Genomic DNA, 14,988 nt, shown 5'->3' with positions numbered 1-14,988 from the left:
CCCGCCGCCCGGCCGGGTTCAGCCCTGCGACTCGCAGCCGATCCCGTCCTTGTTCGCGTCCAGGCGGTGCCGGTCGGTCCCCACGACCCGGAACGGCCCGCCGGACAGGTCCCCGCAGTCGAGGTCGGTCGCCGAGACCGGCACACAGGGGGTGTAGTCCGGGTCGCAGCCCCCGCCCGCCGGAGCGGCCGCCGGGGCGACCGGGGCCGGGGCGGGCGCGGCGGCGAGACGACGCTGCTCGGCGGCGGCGTCGCGGGCCGCCTGCTCGGCGGCGGCCTCCGCGCGGGCCGCCTCCTCCCGGGCGACGCGGTCGCGCTCGGCCTGCTCGGCGGCCAGGCGCTGCCTCTCCCGCGCCGTCGACGCCTGCTCGGCGAAGCGGACCTGCAGCGTCCGGGCGTCGTCGGAGGCGGTGTCGAGGATCCCGGTCAGGCGGGCCCGGTCGAGGTCGGACAGCACCGCCCAGGCCACACCCGCCCGGTGTGCCCGGAAGTCGGCGTCCAGCCCCGCCAGCACGGTCAGCGCGTCGACGGCCTCCTGGGCCGCGGCGTCGAGCTGCGCCGGGTCCGGCGACGGCGACGACGCCCGCTGCGTCAGCCCCGCGACGGTGCCGCGGGCCCGCTCCACCTGCGCGGGGACGGTGCAGGACACCGTGGTCGCGTACAGCCCGCGGCCCGCCGCGCGGGCCTCCTCCTGGGCCGCGGTGACCTCGTCGAGGTAGCGGTCGTTGCCGCCGACCACCATCGCGGTGCCGAGTCCCTCCCGGGCGAGCTCGGCGTTGACCAGCCGGCCCCCGGTGTCGTGCACCCCGGCCAGGGTGCGGCCCCAGCCGTCGACGCGCTCGTCGTCGTAGGACAGGTCGACGGTGCTGCCGACCGGGATGAGCGCGGCGAGCCGGGCGGCCGCCTCCGGACCGAGGCACTGGACGGCGGAGTCGGGGTCGACGGTCTCGGGGGTGTCGATGTTGAGCAGCCGGACCGTGGTGCTGCGGCCGTCCAGGGTCGCCTCGAACGTGTCGCCGTCGACGATGCGGGTCACGACGGCCTCATCCGACCCGCTGCCCGCCACGAGCCCCACACCCGCGACGGTCGCGGTGACCGCGACCACCGCGGCCATCATCTTCCCGACCACGATCCACCCCTGTCCCCGTGCGCGCCCGCGCGCATCGGACCGATCCGCCGTTGCACACGGCGCATCGCGGAACGGAGGGAGGGGCGTTATCGGTCGGCCTGTCGATACCCACTACTGATGACCACCGGTCGTGAGCCCGGAGACGACCGTGTCGGCGTAGGACCGCCCGATCTCCGCGGCCTCGACCGGTGTGGTCGACGGATCGGACCAGCGGTTCGACCACGCCACCATCCCGACGTCCCGTAGGCGACCACCCAGGGCTCCCCGGTGCGGCGGAACGAGCCGTCGGCTGAGCCGGGTCAGCCGTCCCCGCGTTCCGCGGCGAGGGCCTTCCCGGCGCGCGCGAGCACGTCGAGCTGGGCGCGGTTGTACAACTCCCGCATCGCCCGGCCCAGGGTCTGCTCCGCCCGCTGCTCACCGACGGGTGCGTCGGTGTTCGGCGCGACCAGGCCGGGATGGGTCTCGTAGAGCGCGCGCATGTACGGCACCATCCGATCGGCGAGCTCCTGGCGGGTGGCCTCGTCGGCGTCGGCCGGGAGCGTGTCGAACCGGTCCTGGGTCGGGTCCGGGGGGGCGTCTGCCAGCATGTCCGCGACGGCCTGCAGCCGCTCCGAGCCCAGCACCCGCGGCAGGACGAGGGTGAGCGACCGGTCGGCGTCGGACATCGGCTGGTCCGCGGCCGCGGCGAACTCGGTGGGCAGGTCGGTCGGCGCGGCACCGTCCAGGATCAGCGCGAGCTCGGCGCGGGCCTGCTGCAGCCGGTCGATGGTGGCGGCCAGCTCGGCGTCGAGCGCGCGGGCGGCCTCCTCCGGGTGGGCGTCGGCGTCGTTCATCTCGGAGATCTGAGCCAGCGAGAACCCGAGGTCGACGAGCCGCTTGATCCGCAGCAGCCGCACCAGGTGCGCCACCCCGTACTGTTTGTAGCCGTTCGCGCGCCGCTCGGGCTCGGCCAGCAGCCCGATCTCGTGGTAGTGCCGCACCGCCCGCAGGCTGGTCCCCGCCAGCTCGGCGACCTCACGGGTGCTCCAGGTCACGACGTCCCCCTCGTCCGGTTCCTGCTCCGTCCTCCACCCTGCCGTATCCGCCGGGCCGGCGTCCCGAGCGGGCGTCGGCGTAGTGGTCGAAGAACAGCGCCGCGGTCGGCTCGCCGCGCCCGGACACCCCGAACGTCGCGAACGGCCGCTTGACGTGGTCGAGCACCGTGTACTCGCTCATCCCGCACTCGCGGGCGATCCGGCGGTTCGACGCGCCCCGGGCGGCCCCCGGGATGCCAGACTGCGCCCGGGGAGGTCGGCATGGCGGTGGTGGTGATCGTCGGCTGCGGCGCGATGGGCTCGGTGTACGCCGGGCTGATCGCCGACGCCGGGCACGAGGTGCACGCCGTCTGCCGGCGCGCCGGGCACACCGCGGCGGTGCGGGACCACGGCCTGCGGGTGACCGGGCACAGCGGCGACCGCACGGTCGTACTCGCCTCGGCGGTCCTCGACTCCGCCGACGTCGCGCTCCACCGGCCTGCGGACCTGGTGGTCGTCGCGACCAAGGCCTACGACGTCGCCGTCGCCGCGCGGTCGTGCGCGCATCTGGTCGGACCGGGGACGGTCGTGCAGACCATCCAGAACGGGCTCGGTTCCCCGGAGGTCGCGGCCGCCGAGCTCGATCCGGGGCGGATCGCGGTCGGCGTCGTCGGCGGGTTCGGGGCGTCGCTGCCCGAGCCGGGCGTCGCGCACCACAACGGCATGGAGATGGTCCGCTTCGGACCCTACGACGGACTGCCCGCGGCGCAGCTGGAGGCCTCGGCGGAGATCTGGCGCTCGTCGGGCTTCCCGGTCGCGCTCTACACCGACCTGGGCCGGATGGTGTGGGAGAAGCTGGTCATGAACGCGGCGTTCTCCGGCTCGACCTGCCTGACCGGGCTCACCATCGGCGGGGTGCTCGACGACCCGGACGCCTGGGCGCTCGCCCGCGCCTGCGCGGCCGAGGCCGTCGCGGTGGCGGCGGCGTCCGGGGTGACCCTGCAGGTCGGCGACCCGATCGAGCACGTCCGTCGCCTCGGCGGCGCCATCCCGCACGCCCGCCCGTCGATGCTGCTCGACGCGCTGGCCCGGCACCGCTGCGAGGTCGACGCGATCAACGGGGCGGTGGCCCGCGAGGGCGCCCGGCTCGGCGTGCCGACCCCGGTCAACGACACCGTCGCCCGGGCGATCCGGGCCCGCGAGAGGACCTGGCTGTGACCGAGCACCTGATCCGCTACTCCGGCCGCGGCGGCTTCACCCCCGGGGTGGTCGCCCGGGCCCAGGGGAGCACCGTCACCACCGAGGAGGGCCGGGAGCTGCTCGACTTCACCTCCGGGCAGATGAGCGCGATCCTCGGGCACTCGCACCCGGAGATCGTCGCGACGGTCCGGGAGCAGGTCGGGCGGCTCGACCATCTCTACAGCGGGATGCTGTCGCGGCCGGTGCTGGAGCTGTGCGAGCGGCTGTGCGCCTCGGTCGGCGGCGGGCTGGACCGGGCGATGCTGCTGACCACCGGCGCGGAGTCCAACGAGGCCGCGATCCGGATGGCCAAGCTCGTCACCGGTCGGCACGAGATCGTCTCCTTCGCCCGGTCCTGGCACGGCATGACCCAGGCCGCGGCGAACGCGACCTACGTCGCCGGCCGCGCCGGGTACGGGCCCGCCGCCCCCGGCAACTTCGCGCTGCCGGTGCCCGACCGCTACCGCCCCGACCTCGTCGACGACGCCGGGGAGCTCGACTGGCGCCGTCAGCTCGACCTGGGGTTCGCCCTGGTCGACGCCCAGTCCGTCGGCAGCCTCGCCGCCTGCATCGTCGAGCCGGTCCTGTCCTCCGGCGGGGTGGTCGACCTGCCGCCGGGCTACCTGGCGGCGCTGCGCGACAAGTGCCACGAGCGCGGCATGCTGCTGATCCTCGACGAGGCGCAGACCGGTCTGTGCCGCACCGGCGACTGGTACGCCCACCAGCGCGACGGCGTGGTCCCCGACATCCTCACGCTGTCGAAGACGCTCGGGGCGGGGCTGCCGCTCGCCGCCGTCCTCACCACGGCCGCGATCGAGCAGGTCGCGCACGAGCGCGGCTTCCTGTTCTTCACCACCCACGTCAACGACCCGCTCCCGGCGGCGGTCGGGCTCACCGTGCTCGAGGTGCTCGCCCGCGACCGGCTCGACCTGCGCGCCCGCGAGCTGGGCACGCTGCTGCAGGACGGTCTGCGGGAACTGGCCCGCACGACCGGGACGATCGGCGACGTCCGCGGCCGCGGTCTGCTGGTCGGGCTGGAGCTGGCGGGCTCCGACACCGACGCGCTCGGGGCGGCGGTCACCGCGCGGTGCGCCGAGCTGGGGCTGCACATGAACATCGTGCAGCTGCCGGGCATGGGCGGGACGTTCCGGATCGCGCCGCCGCTGACCGCGACCGAGGCCGAGATCCGCCGCGGCGTGGACATCCTCGGGACGGCCCTGGGGGAGGTGGCTCAGCCCTCGACGGCGGCGGCGAGCCGGTCCAGCGTCGCGGCGAGCCCGTCGGCGTCGACGACGGGCAGGTAGGGCAGCAGCCGCTCGAGGGTGACCTCGGACCAGTCGTAGACGTGGGTGACCCGGGTGCCGTCGCCCTCGGGTGCGAGGTGGTGGGCCCAGCGCTGCCCGCCCCGGTCGCCGCCGTGGGTGGCGGGCGCCCACTCGATCTCGCGGTCCTCGACGAAGGCGACGACGTGGTTGTCGACCAGGTAGTCGCCCATGTCGCGGCCGTGCATCTCCATCACGAACACGTCCCCGGCGCCGGTCAGCCTGCCCCCGGTGCGCGACCGGAGCACCGTGCCCGAGGCGTCGATCTCCGGGTGCCGGGCGGGGGTGGCGAGCAGGTCGAACACCGCCGACGGCGACGCGGCGACGTGGCGGCTCGCGCTCAGCGACTTCTCGGTCATGGGGCCCGGGTACCCGTCAGCGCGGCGTGACGATCGTCAGGTCCCCGTCGGGCCGGACCCGGACCGCCGCCCCGGCCGGGTCGCCGGCGAGCAGTTCCGGCAGCTCGTCGTCGCGGCCGCAGCCGACGAACCGCGCACCGCCGTCGTCGAGCCGGCCGACGACGACCGCGTGCCGGCCGCCGTCGCGGTCGTGGCGCACCGTCCAGGTCTCGACGGTCGCCGCGCCGTCGGCGGTGGTCGTCGTCGGGACGGCGGGGACGGCGTCGAGCCGGGCCTGGAGCGCGGCGCTGTCGTCGTCGCGCCAGGGGGTGGGGCGGGTGGAGTAGACCCCGGCGGAGTACTTGGACAGGAAGCCGCCGTTCGCGCCGACCAGGCCGTACGTGCCCGGGTCGGCCCGCACGTGTCGCACGATCCCGGCGACCGCGTGCATCGAGTAGTCGTTCCCCGGCCCGCCGAAGAACGGCAGCCCACCGGTGACGGTGAGCCCGCGTGGGTCGTCGGCGGCCAACCCGAGGGGGTCGGCGACCGAGGACACCGCGATCGGGAAGCAGGAGTACAGGTCGATCGCGGCGAGGTCGTCCACGCCGGTCCCGGCGCGGTCCAGGGCGTGCCGGACGGCGGCCTCGGCGGCCGGATAGGCGCCCAGGTCGGGGCGGTCGAGCACGGCGCGCTCGGCGAGGTCGGCGTGGCCGTGCAGGAACACCCACCGCTGCGGGTCGATGCCCAGGTCGTGGGCGGTGCCGACGGAGGTCAGCACGACGGCGGCGCCCTGGTTGACCTGGTCGCGCGAGACGAGGAACCGCGGGTACGGGTCGGTGATCATCCGGTTGCGGTCGTCGCTGGTGACGAGCTCGTCGGGCTTTCGGACCTGCGGCGCGGCGGCGTGCGGGTGCCCGGCGGCGACCCGGGTGAACGGCGCGAACAGCGCGCCCATGCCGCGTGCGTAGGCGTCGCGGCCGAGCCCGAGCCGGGAGCGGCGGGCGTTCTCGCACAGCGCGTAGTACGCGGCCGGGGAGTGCACGCCGTGCGCTTCCGCGACCGGGCTGCGCAGCGCCGGGCCGTGCCCCCGGTCCTCCAGGGTGCCGCCGACGGTCTCGGTGAAGTCCGGCCGCTCGTCCCCGGGCCGGCCGAGCATGTCGCGCACGGTGGAGATCGCCTCGGCCCCGACGAGCAGCACCGCCCCGGCCTCCCCGCGGGCGATCGCGCCGGCGAACTCGGTGACCAGCCGCTGCGGGGACTGCCCGCCGACGACGTCGAGCACCGCCCGCCGCGGGTCGGCGCCGACGCGGCGGGCGACCGCACGCGGGTAGTTGTCCGCCCGGCCCAGCGGCGCGACCGCCCCGGGCACCGACATCTCGAACTGCCGCACCCCGGCGACGACGGTCAGCGCCGCCGCGACCGCGGCCGGGTCGGCGCCGGTGTCGGCGAGCGCCGCGGTGGCCGCGGCGGCACCGAGCCCGACCGGTGACAGGGCGGCGTAGCCGGGCTCGCCGATCCGCTCGGAGGCCTCCCCGACCCCGACGACGACGGGTGTCCGCGGGTCGAGGCTCATCGGACCAGCCCCGCGAGCGCGGCGATGCGCCGCTCGCAGGCGCGCGCCATCTCCCGGGTGATCTCGCCCGCGCCGCGCAGCTCGGTGAACGAGCCGACGACCTGCCCGACGAAGAACGACTGCAGCTCGCTCGCGCCGGGGTTCCCGGCGTCGGCGGCGGCGTCGATGCTCGACCAGGCCTGCAGGGTCAGCAGCGGCTGCAGCGGCATCGGCAGCGGCGCCGGCGCGCCGGGTGCCGACCACGCGTCGTGGTAGGCGCTGCGCAGCTGCCGGGCGGGTTTGCCGGTCCGGGCGGGGGAGCGGACGGTGTCGCCGCTGCCCGCGGCGAGGAACTTGCGCTTCACCGACTCCGGCGCCACGTCCTCCACACTGGACAGCCACACCGAGCCGCACCACACCCCGGCCGCGCCGAGCGCGAGCGCGGCGGCCATCTGGTCGCCGGAGGCGATGCCGCCCGCGGCCAGCACCGGACGGTCCCCGGCGACACCGACGATCTCCGGGGTGAGCACGGTCGTCGCGATGGTGCCGGTGTGCCCGCCGGCCTCGGTGCCCTGCGCGACGAGCACGTCGACCCCGGCCGCGAGCTGCCGTTCGGCGTGCCGGCGGGTCCCGACCAGCGCGGCGACGGCCATCCCGGCGTCGTGCGCGCGCTCCACGAGGTGCGGCGGCGCGGTGCCGAGCGCGTTCGCGACGAGCGCGGGCCGGTGGGCGAACACCGCGTCGAGCTGGGCCTCGGCGCCGCGCCGGCTCATCCCGGCCGCGATCGCGTCGCGCCCGGGGTCGACCGGCAGCCGCGGGACGCCGTAGCGGTCGAGCAGGTCGTCGACGAAGGCCAGGTGCTCGGCCGGGAGCTGCGCACGCAGCGCGGCGACGACGTCCTCCCGGTCGGCGCCGGTGTCGGCGGTCTTCTCCGGGACGACCAGGTCGACGCCGTAGGGCCGCCCGTCGAGCTGCTCCTCGATCCAGTGCAGCTGCGCGTCGAGCTCGTCGGCGGTGTAGGAGACCGCAGCCAGCACCCCGAACCCGCCGGCGCGGCTCACCTCGGTCACCACCGCGGGGGACCGGTTGAACCCGACGATCGGGTGCTCGACGCCCAGCAGATCGGTCAGCGCTGTCCTGATCACACCGCGCACACTATTACGGACGGGCATCGTCCATAAGTGGGTCGGTGGTCACAGCACCGTCTGGCAGGATCGCCGCCGTGCCCCCGCCGTCGCGCCGCAGCGGGCGTCCGCGGGACCCGGACGTCGACCGTCGCGCGCTCGCCGCCGCCCGCGAGGTCTACGGCGAGCGCGGCTGGTCCGGGCTGTCGCTGGAGGAGGTGGCCCGCCGGTCGTCGATCGGGAAGGGGTCGCTGTACCTGCGCTGGCCGACCCGGGCGGCGCTGCTCGTGGCCGCGGTGCGCGACCGCGCGCGGTTCGTCGCCGACATCGACACCGGCTCGCTGCGCGAGGACCTGGTGACCTTCGCCGAGCTGTGGACGGCGTTCGCCACGAGCGACGACGGCCGGCTGGTCGAGCGGCTGCTCGTCGACTCCCACCGGGTGCCGGAGATCGCGGGCGCGCTCGCCGACGACGCCTACCCCGAGCACGTCCGCGGCGCCCGGACGATGGTGCGCCGCGGCATCGAGCGCGGCGAGCTCCCGGCCGGGACGTCGGTGGCGCTGGTCGCGGACCTGGTCGCGGGGGCGGTGCGCAACCACGTCGCGACCATCCCCGCGCACCTCGCCGCCCGCGACGACGCCCGCGGCTACGCGGCCGCGGTCGTCGACACCGTCCTGGCCGGGGTACGGGCGCGGGCTCAGCCCTCGCCGTAGGCGGCGGCGATCTCCTGCGGTCCCGCCCACCGGCTGTAGGTGGGGCCCTGCGGCCAGCCGTCGGGGGAGTCCTGCCAGACCTCCTGGCGGCCGTAGGGCAGCACGTCGACCAGGGGGAACAGGTAGGAGAGCTGCTCGGTGCCGCGGCCGTCGGTGTGCCAGGTGCGGAAGACGCGGTCGCCGTCGCGCAGGAACACGTTGACCGCGAAGCCGCCCCCGGGCGGGGCGCCGACGTCGGTGCCGAAGCTGCTGTCGGCCGTCGAGTACCAGGTCATGGTGTTGCCGACGCGACGCCGGTAGGCCAGCGCCTCGTCGATCGGGCCCTGGGTGACGACCACGAAGCGGGCGTCGAACTTCTCCAGGCCGGCGAGCCGGGTGAACTGCGACGTGAACCCGGTGCACCCGCCGCACTGCCAGTCGGCGCCGTCGTGCCACATGTGGCTGTAGACGATCAGCTGCGGGTGGCCGTCGAAGATCTCGGCGAGGCGGACGGGGCCGTCCTCGCCGCGCAGGACGTAGTCGGGCATCTCGACCATCGGCAGCCGCCGACGGGCGGCGGCGATGGCGTCGAGCTCGCGGGTGGCGGCCTTCTCCCGGACGCGCAGCGCGGCGAGCTCGCGCTCCCAGGTGGCGGTGTCGACGACGGGAGGCAGGGCGGCGGTGGTCGGCTCGGTCATGGGAGGTGTGACCGGCGTCGCGTCCGGAACTCATCGTTCACAGACCGCGCACAGGGAGCCGACAGCATCGCGACAGCGCCGGGACCGACGGTGGTGCCGGTAGGCCCCGACCTCGAGGAGATCGTCCGTGAGCACCGCGACCCCGGTCCGGCCGGGACGGCACCGCGCCGCCCCGCCACAGTCCGCCCCGCCCCCCGACGCGCGCACCGGGACGGTCCCGGCGGGTGCTCCGCGCTGGGCGCGGCCCGGGCTGGTGGTGCTGCTCGCCGCGACCGCGCTGCTGTACCTCTGGGACCTGTCGTCGTCGGGCTGGGCGAACGACTTCTACGCCGCCGCGGTGCAGGCCGGGACGCAGTCTCCGACGGCGTGGCTGTTCGGGTCGCTGGACTCCGGGAACGCGATCACCGTCGACAAGCCGCCCGCGGCGCTGTGGGTGATGGTGGCCTCGGCGCGGCTGTTCGGGTTCTCCTCGTGGAGCCTGCTCGTGCCGCAGGCCCTGATGGGTGTGGGCGCGGTGGCCCTGCTGCACGCGACGGTGCGGCGGTGGGCCGGGCCCGCCGCGGGTCTGCTCGCGGGCGCGGCGCTGGCGCTGACCCCGGCGGCGGTGCTGATGTTCCGGTTCGACAACCCGGACGCGCTCCTGACGCTGCTGCTGGTCGTCGCGGCCTGGGCGACCTCGCGCGCCGTCGACGCCGCCTCGGTGCGGGCGTCCACGTGGTGGCTGGTCGCAGCCGGGTCGGCGGTCGGGTTCGCCTTCCTCACGAAGATGGGGCAGGCGCTGCTGGTCGTCCCGGCGCTCGGGCTGGTGTACCTGGTCGCCGGCTCACCGCGGCTGCGGACCCGGATCCTGCAGCTGGGTGCCGCGGTGGCGGCGATGATCGTCTCCGCCGGGTGGTTCGTCGCGCTGGTGGAGCTGTGGCCCGCCTCCGACCGGCCCTACATCGGCGGGTCGACGACGAACTCGCTGCTCGAGCTCGCGCTGGGCTACAACGGCCTCGGCCGGCTGCTCGGCGGCACCGGCAACGGCGGAGGCGGCGGCGCGGGTGGCGGCAACACCGGTTTCGGTGGCTCGGCCGGTCCGCTGCGGCTGTTCACCGGTGAGCTGGCCTACGAGATCTCCTGGCTGCTGCCGGCCGCGCTGATCCTGCTCGTGGCCGGGCTGTGGGTCACCCGGCGGGCGCCGCGGACCGACCGGACCCGCGCGGCGCTGCTGCTGTGGGGTGGCTGGACGTTGGTCACGGCGGCGGTGTTCTCGATGATGAGCGGCACGATGCACCCGTACTACACGGTGGCGCTGGCCCCGGGGATCGCCGGAGTGGTGGCCGTCGGCGGGGCGGCGCTGTGGCGGGAGCGGGGTGCCCGGTGGGCGCGGATCGTCGCCGCGACGACGGTGCTCGTCACCGGTGGCTGGGCGGTCGCGCTGCTGGTGGTGAGCGCGGAGTCCTTCTCCTGGCTGTGCCGGCCGGTCGGGGTGGTCACGGTGGTCGCGGCGGGACTGATGCTCGCGCCCGGCAGGGGACGCGCGGTGGTGCGGTCCGGTCTGGTCGCGGTGCTGGTGGCGGGGATGCTCGGGACCGGGGTGTACGCGGTGGCGACGGCGTCGACCGGGCACACCGGCAGCATTCCCTCGGTCGGCACGGTGTCGAGCTCGTTCGGCACCGCCGCCGGTTCGTCCGGCGGTCCCGGCTCGGGCCCGGCCGGCCCGGGATCGGCCGGTCCGGGTGGACCGGGTGGTGGTGCCCCGGGTGCGGCCGACGGCACGGGTGGGTTCGGTGGTGCCGGGGGAACGGCCCCGGGGCAGGGCGGTGGTGGGCCCGGCTCCGGCGGCGCGACCTCGGTGGAGCTGACCTCACTGCTCGCCGCGACCCGGTCCCCGTCCGGGACGACCTGGGCGGCCGCGGTCGCCACCTCCCAGACCGCCGCGTCGCTGGAGCTGGCGAGTGGGACCGCTGTCATGTCGACCGGTGGGTGGGCCGGCAGCGACTCCGCGGTCACCCTCGCCGAGTTCCGGTCCGACGTGGAGCAGGGCCGGATCGCCTACTACGTGGCGGGCGGCCAGGGCGGCGGCCCCGGTGGGCAGAGCGACTCGACGAGCAGCCGGATCGCGACCTGGGTCGCCGAGCACTACACGGCGACGACCGTCGGTGGTCAGACCGTCTACGACCTGTCCGCCCCGACCTCCTGACGGGTCGGCCGTCGGCGTCGACGTCAGCTCGGTGCGCGCGGTGGTGGTGCGGGCGGCGGTGGAGGAGGTGCCGGGCCGCAGTACCTGTGTCCGGTCGGTGTCACGGTGACCACGATGCCGTCGGGTGCGCGGAAGACCCGCCATCCGGGTTGTTCGCGGACGTGGTTGTGGAACTCGCACACCCCACGCCCGTTCACCAGCTCCGTCCGCCCGCCGTCGGCATCCCGCCGGATGTGGTCGACGTGGCGGACGGGAGCGTCGCAGTAGGGCTCGGTGCACCGGTTCTGCGCCCGGGCCTTCACGAGAGTGGCGAGCAGGCCGGTGAAGGTACGTCTGCGGGAGTCGCCGCCGATGACGATGCCCTGGTCGGTGAGCAGTCTGCGCAGGGACTTGGTGCCCTCGCTGGTGGCGAGCAGGTCGGCCGGGACCGGTCCGAAGCCGGGGATCTCGGCGGGCAGCGGGGAGGTGGGGTCGAGCAGCGCCTGGATCGGGACGGTGACCTGGACTTCGAGGTTCACCGCGGTCGCGGTGGCCTGGCCGGTGACTCGCTCCACGAGAGTGTCCGCAAGGACCTGACCGCGGGTGCGGGTCAGCGGCTGCGGGTCGACCTGTACCTCGATGAAGGCTCTCCGTAGTGCGGCCAGGCAGGCGGCGCCCTGCTCGACCGGGACGTAGGCGGTGAGGTAGCTCATCGCGTCCGGTGCGGGTCGCAGGGTGACCCGGCGTTCGGCCTTGGCGGCGTGGACGCGGGCGCGGAAGCGGTCGGGGGCGATCTCGGCGACCAGGCGCCGGGTCATCGCACGCAGCCGCCCGATCCCGTACCGGGTCAGATCCCGGACGGTGGCGAGGCGGCCGTCGACCTGCGCCCGCTGGGTGGTGTTCAGGTCGCGGCACTCGATGGCGATCGCCGTGACCTTGGCGGCGCTGAGCTGCCCGGCCTCATGGAGACGTCGGACGTCGTCGAGCCCGGCGTGCAGGTCGCGGGCGTTCGCCACCCGGGTACGGGCCTCGGCGGTGGAGACCCGGCAGGCCAGCTGGATCTGGGCGACCACGCTGCGGTGGAGCTTGTCGAAGTCGGCCCGGTCGTCGACGCGGTGGCTGTCGACATGCGCCTGGGCGAAGGCACGGATCCGCGTTGACTGCAATGCGGAGAGCGACGCTTGGAGGGTCTCGATCTCCTGGATCTGGTCGACCAGCTCGGCCTCGGACGACGCGGAAGGGTCGGCGGCGAGGGCTTGTTCGACGAGGAACCGGAGCAGGGTGAGGTCACCGCACGGGAACCCACCTACGTGCACGCCGGTGGCGTGGGCGGGTGGCTCCTGGGTGGCGGTCACACCATCGATGGTACTCGAACATAAGTTCGACGCGCTAGTTCTAGTTCGCGATCGCAAATCCATGGCCTGCGGCGATGTGCGCCGTTCGCGACGGTACCTCGTGGTGCGGTGGCCGCCCGCCGACGGAGACGATCAGGGGTCGACCACCATGGTCCTCGGTCATGGGGCCGGTCAGCCCGTGCGTCGTCGGTCTCCGGGCCGGGCCGAGGGCCGAGACGGCAGAGTCCGGCCGACCGGTGGCGACTGTGCCGGGACGACGCGGCTCCGGGGACGACGCGACTCCCAGGACGACTCGGCTACCCGGACGAGTGACCCGGACCCTCACAAGCCCGACGACCCCACCCGACCTGCCCCGCACGAGCCCCGGGCCCTCAGCCCCACTTCTCCCGCACCGAGGTGAACACCTTCTGCCCGTGCGAGAACTCCACGACGTTCCCGTCCGGATCGGTCAGCGCGCAGATGTACCCCACCGGCCCCGGCATCTGCCGCGGCTCCCAGTGCAGGCACCCCGCGTCCCGGGCACGGTCGGCGGCGACGTCGACGTCGTCGCGGGTCGGCACCTCGATCCCCAGGTGGGCGAAGGGACGCAGCAGCCCCAGCTCGCCACCCTGCTCGGCGTCGAACGACACCAGGACGAGCACCATCGGGGTCTCCACCTGACCGGCGTTGGACAGCCAGGCGCTCCGCCCGGCGCCGTCGGAGAAGCGCTCGACGACGGTGAGGGGGGTCATCGTCGTGTAGAAGTCGATGGCGGCGTCGAGGTCGCCGGTGGGCAGCGCGACATGGGTCCACCGCGCCTCGGTCAGCTGTGCGTCGGTCACGGGGATTCTCTACCCGACGACGCCGCGGTCGTGCAGCCCGGCGATGGTGCGCTCGTCGAGACCGAGGACGTCGGCGAGCACCGCGTCGGTCTCCCGGCCCAGCTCGGGGGCGGCGCCGGGGTCACCGTGGTCGGCGTCCCACCGGATCGGCGAGCGCGCGGTGATGCCGGTGGCGCCGCCGGGCAGCGCCAGGTCGGCGAGCAGCGGGTGCCCTCCGGCGCGGTGCTCGGCGACGACGTGGGTCATGCCCTGGTAGCGGCCCCACAACACCCGCGCGGTGTTCAGCTCGGACTCGACGGTCGCCGAGTCGCGCGCGGCGAACCACGGCCGCAGCACCGCCGCGATCGTCTCGCGCAGCCGGTAGCGCTCGGTCTCCGAGGCCAGGTCGGCGTCGAGGGCGGGCTCCAGCGCGGCGAACACCTCGCCGGTCCCGGTGACCGACACCAGCGCGTTCCACTGCGCCGGGGTCAGCGCGACGACCATCACCCGGTTCCCGTCGGAGCAGGCGAAGTCGACGCCGAAGCTGCCGTAGACGTGGTTGCCGTGCCGCGGCCGCTCGTGGCCGCGCTCGTCGGCCTCGGAGAGCCACCCCAGGTTCGCGACGCCGGCCAGCGCCACGTCGGACAGCGCGATCTCCGAGTACACCCCGGCGCCGGTGCGGGAGCGCTGGTACACCCCGGCGAGCACGGCCGTCGCGACCGACAGGCCGGTGACCAGGTCCCACGCGGGCAGCACGTGGTTGACCGGGGCCGCGCCCTCCTCGCTGCCGGTGATCTGCGGGATCCCGACCTCGGCGTTGACGGTGTAGTCGACGGCGGGGCGGCCGTCCGGGTAGCCCTGCACGCGCACGTGCACCAGGTCCGGGCGCCGCACGACGAGCGCGTCGTTGGCCATCCAGCGGCGGCCCACGACGTTGTCGACGAGCACACCGCGGTCCGGGCCCGGCGCCGTCGCCAGTCCCAGGACGAGCTCGCGGCCCTCGTCGGAGCGCAGGTCGATGCTGATCGACCGCTTGCCCTTGTTCAGCGAGGCCCAGTAGTAGGAGTCACCGGTGCCGCCCCCGGCGGCGGGCCAGCGGCCGTGGTCGGGGCCGCCGCCGAGCGGGTCGATGCGGATGACCGAGGCCCCGAGCTGCGCGAGCGTCATGCCGCCGGTGGGGCCGGCGACGAAACTCGCGCACTCGACGACGTGCAGACCGGACAGCGGGCGCGACATGGCGACCATCCTGCCCGGCGGTGCGGCCGGACGGGTCAGAGGTGTTCGATCAGCCGCTGACGGGCCAGGCGCTCGACCATCTCGGGGAGCGCGGCGGCGGAGACGACGTCGAGGTCGCGGTGGGAGCCGCGCACGACGTGGTCGACGAGGTCCTGGGAGAAGCGGCCGGCGAACTCGGCGGTGAGCCGGTCGACGGCGCCCCGGACGGTGGGGTCGGTGACGGGTGGGTGGACGGAGGCCTGCACAGGAGTGGTCGTTTCGGTCGAGGTGGTGTCCGGTTACGCGGCGGAGTGCCGCGCCGCGCGGGGTCGCGCGGTGCCGGTACGG

At 75.2% G+C, this 14,988-nt stretch carries 15 protein-coding genes; 4 read left to right on the top strand and 11 right to left on the bottom strand.

Features of this window, described 5'->3' with window-relative positions; all coding sequences use genetic code 11:
• Window positions 1-18: 18 nt before the first annotated feature.
• From WHI96_RS21190 to WHI96_RS21180, 3 genes are all read right to left on the bottom strand, one after another.
• On the bottom strand, window positions 19-1,128 hold the full coding sequence (locus WHI96_RS21190; RefSeq protein ID WP_345651256.1) for a thermonuclease family protein: 1,110 nt from the start codon (window positions 1,126-1,128) through the stop codon (window positions 19-21).
• Between the two features lie 299 nt (window positions 1,129-1,427).
• A complete protein-coding gene (locus tag WHI96_RS21185; protein WP_345651253.1) occupies window positions 1,428-2,162 on the bottom strand; it encodes a helix-turn-helix domain-containing protein in 735 nt (244 codons plus the stop codon).
• Window positions 2,143-2,343: a hypothetical protein gene (locus WHI96_RS21180; RefSeq protein WP_345651250.1), complete on the bottom strand. Its 201-nt coding sequence runs from the start codon at window positions 2,341-2,343 to the stop codon at window positions 2,143-2,145. Before WHI96_RS21180 ends, WHI96_RS21185 begins: the two co-directional genes overlap by 20 nt.
• Before the next feature lie 80 nt (window positions 2,344-2,423).
• Between WHI96_RS21180 and WHI96_RS21175 the strand changes: the two genes are divergently transcribed.
• Window positions 2,424-3,359, top strand: a complete 936-nt coding sequence (locus WHI96_RS21175; protein ID WP_345651247.1) for a ketopantoate reductase family protein — start codon at window positions 2,424-2,426, stop codon at window positions 3,357-3,359.
• Window positions 3,350-4,684, top strand: coding sequence for an aspartate aminotransferase family protein (locus WHI96_RS21170; protein ID WP_345651555.1), 1,335 nt, complete (start codon window positions 3,350-3,352; stop codon window positions 4,682-4,684). Before WHI96_RS21175 ends, WHI96_RS21170 begins: the two co-directional genes overlap by 10 nt.
• Here WHI96_RS21170 and WHI96_RS21165 read toward each other — a convergent pair.
• The 3 genes from WHI96_RS21165 to WHI96_RS21155 are packed head-to-tail and all read right to left on the bottom strand — an operon-like array spanning window position 4,612 to window position 7,737.
• On the bottom strand, window positions 4,612-5,061 hold the full coding sequence (locus WHI96_RS21165) for an SRPBCC family protein (protein ID WP_345651245.1): 450 nt from the start codon (window positions 5,059-5,061) through the stop codon (window positions 4,612-4,614). The genes WHI96_RS21170 and WHI96_RS21165 overlap by 73 nt on opposite strands.
• 16 nt (window positions 5,062-5,077) lie before the next feature.
• Complete coding sequence (locus tag WHI96_RS21160) at window positions 5,078-6,613, bottom strand: acetyl-CoA acetyltransferase (protein WP_345651242.1); 1,536 nt, start codon at window positions 6,611-6,613, stop codon at window positions 5,078-5,080.
• Window positions 6,610-7,737, bottom strand: a complete 1,128-nt coding sequence (locus WHI96_RS21155) for an NAD(P)H-dependent flavin oxidoreductase (RefSeq protein ID WP_345651239.1) — start codon at window positions 7,735-7,737, stop codon at window positions 6,610-6,612. Before WHI96_RS21155 ends, WHI96_RS21160 begins: the two co-directional genes overlap by 4 nt.
• Before the next feature lie 77 nt (window positions 7,738-7,814).
• Between WHI96_RS21155 and WHI96_RS21150 the strand changes: the two genes are divergently transcribed.
• A complete protein-coding gene (locus WHI96_RS21150) occupies window positions 7,815-8,429 on the top strand; it encodes a TetR/AcrR family transcriptional regulator (RefSeq protein ID WP_345651236.1) in 615 nt (204 codons plus the stop codon).
• Here the strand turns inward: WHI96_RS21150 and WHI96_RS21145 are convergent.
• Window positions 8,414-9,106 carry a DUF899 domain-containing protein gene (locus WHI96_RS21145; protein WP_345651233.1) on the bottom strand — a complete coding sequence of 231 codons (693 nt, stop codon included), beginning with the start codon at window positions 9,104-9,106 and terminating at the stop codon, window positions 8,414-8,416. The two genes, WHI96_RS21150 and WHI96_RS21145, sit on opposite strands and share 16 nt — an antisense overlap.
• 127 nt (window positions 9,107-9,233) lie before the next feature.
• Here WHI96_RS21145 and WHI96_RS21140 point away from each other — a divergent pair, with 127 nt between their 5' ends.
• Window positions 9,234-11,291, top strand: a complete 2,058-nt coding sequence (locus tag WHI96_RS21140; RefSeq protein ID WP_345651231.1) for a glycosyltransferase family 39 protein — start codon at window positions 9,234-9,236, stop codon at window positions 11,289-11,291.
• A gap of 23 nt (window positions 11,292-11,314) precedes the next feature.
• On the opposite strand, the gene WHI96_RS21135 is transcribed toward WHI96_RS21140, so the two are convergent.
• The 4 genes from WHI96_RS21135 to WHI96_RS21120 form a co-directional block, all read right to left on the bottom strand.
• Window positions 11,315-12,625, bottom strand: coding sequence for an HNH endonuclease (locus WHI96_RS21135; RefSeq protein WP_345651228.1), 1,311 nt, complete (start codon window positions 12,623-12,625; stop codon window positions 11,315-11,317).
• A gap of 371 nt (window positions 12,626-12,996) precedes the next feature.
• Window positions 12,997-13,446: a VOC family protein gene (locus WHI96_RS21130; protein ID WP_345651225.1), complete on the bottom strand. Its 450-nt coding sequence runs from the start codon at window positions 13,444-13,446 to the stop codon at window positions 12,997-12,999.
• A gap of 9 nt (window positions 13,447-13,455) precedes the next feature.
• The gene (locus WHI96_RS21125) at window positions 13,456-14,661 is read right to left on the bottom strand and encodes a CoA transferase (protein ID WP_345651222.1); all 1,206 of its coding nucleotides are present in this window, start codon (window positions 14,659-14,661) and stop codon (window positions 13,456-13,458) included.
• A 35-nt stretch (window positions 14,662-14,696) separates the two neighbouring features.
• On the bottom strand, window positions 14,697-14,906 hold the full coding sequence (locus tag WHI96_RS21120) for a hypothetical protein (RefSeq protein ID WP_345651220.1): 210 nt from the start codon (window positions 14,904-14,906) through the stop codon (window positions 14,697-14,699).
• Window positions 14,907-14,988 lie beyond the last annotated feature (82 nt).

It is taken from the genome of Pseudonocardia tropica (genome assembly GCF_040105315.1).
Lineage (GTDB): Bacteria > Actinomycetota > Actinomycetes > Mycobacteriales > Pseudonocardiaceae > Pseudonocardia > Pseudonocardia alni.
Note: the sequence above shows the minus strand (reverse complement) of the source record. Positions and strands in the feature narration are given on the sequence as shown.

Coding starts and splice junctions, on each gene's coding strand:
- WHI96_RS21180 (WP_345651250.1), bottom strand. CDS start 2,343: ATGAGCGAGTACACGGTGCTCGACCACGTCAAGCGGCCGTTCGCGACG.
- WHI96_RS21175 (WP_345651247.1), top strand. CDS start 2,424: ATGGCGGTGGTGGTGATCGTCGGCTGCGGCGCGATGGGCTCGGTGTAC.
- WHI96_RS21165 (WP_345651245.1), bottom strand. CDS start 5,061: ATGACCGAGAAGTCGCTGAGCGCGAGCCGCCACGTCGCCGCGTCGCCG.
- WHI96_RS21160 (WP_345651242.1), bottom strand. CDS start 6,613: ATGAGCCTCGACCCGCGGACACCCGTCGTCGTCGGGGTCGGGGAGGCC.
- WHI96_RS21145 (WP_345651233.1), bottom strand. CDS start 9,106: ATGACCGAGCCGACCACCGCCGCCCTGCCTCCCGTCGTCGACACCGCC.
- WHI96_RS21125 (WP_345651222.1), bottom strand. CDS start 14,661: ATGTCGCGCCCGCTGTCCGGTCTGCACGTCGTCGAGTGCGCGAGTTTC.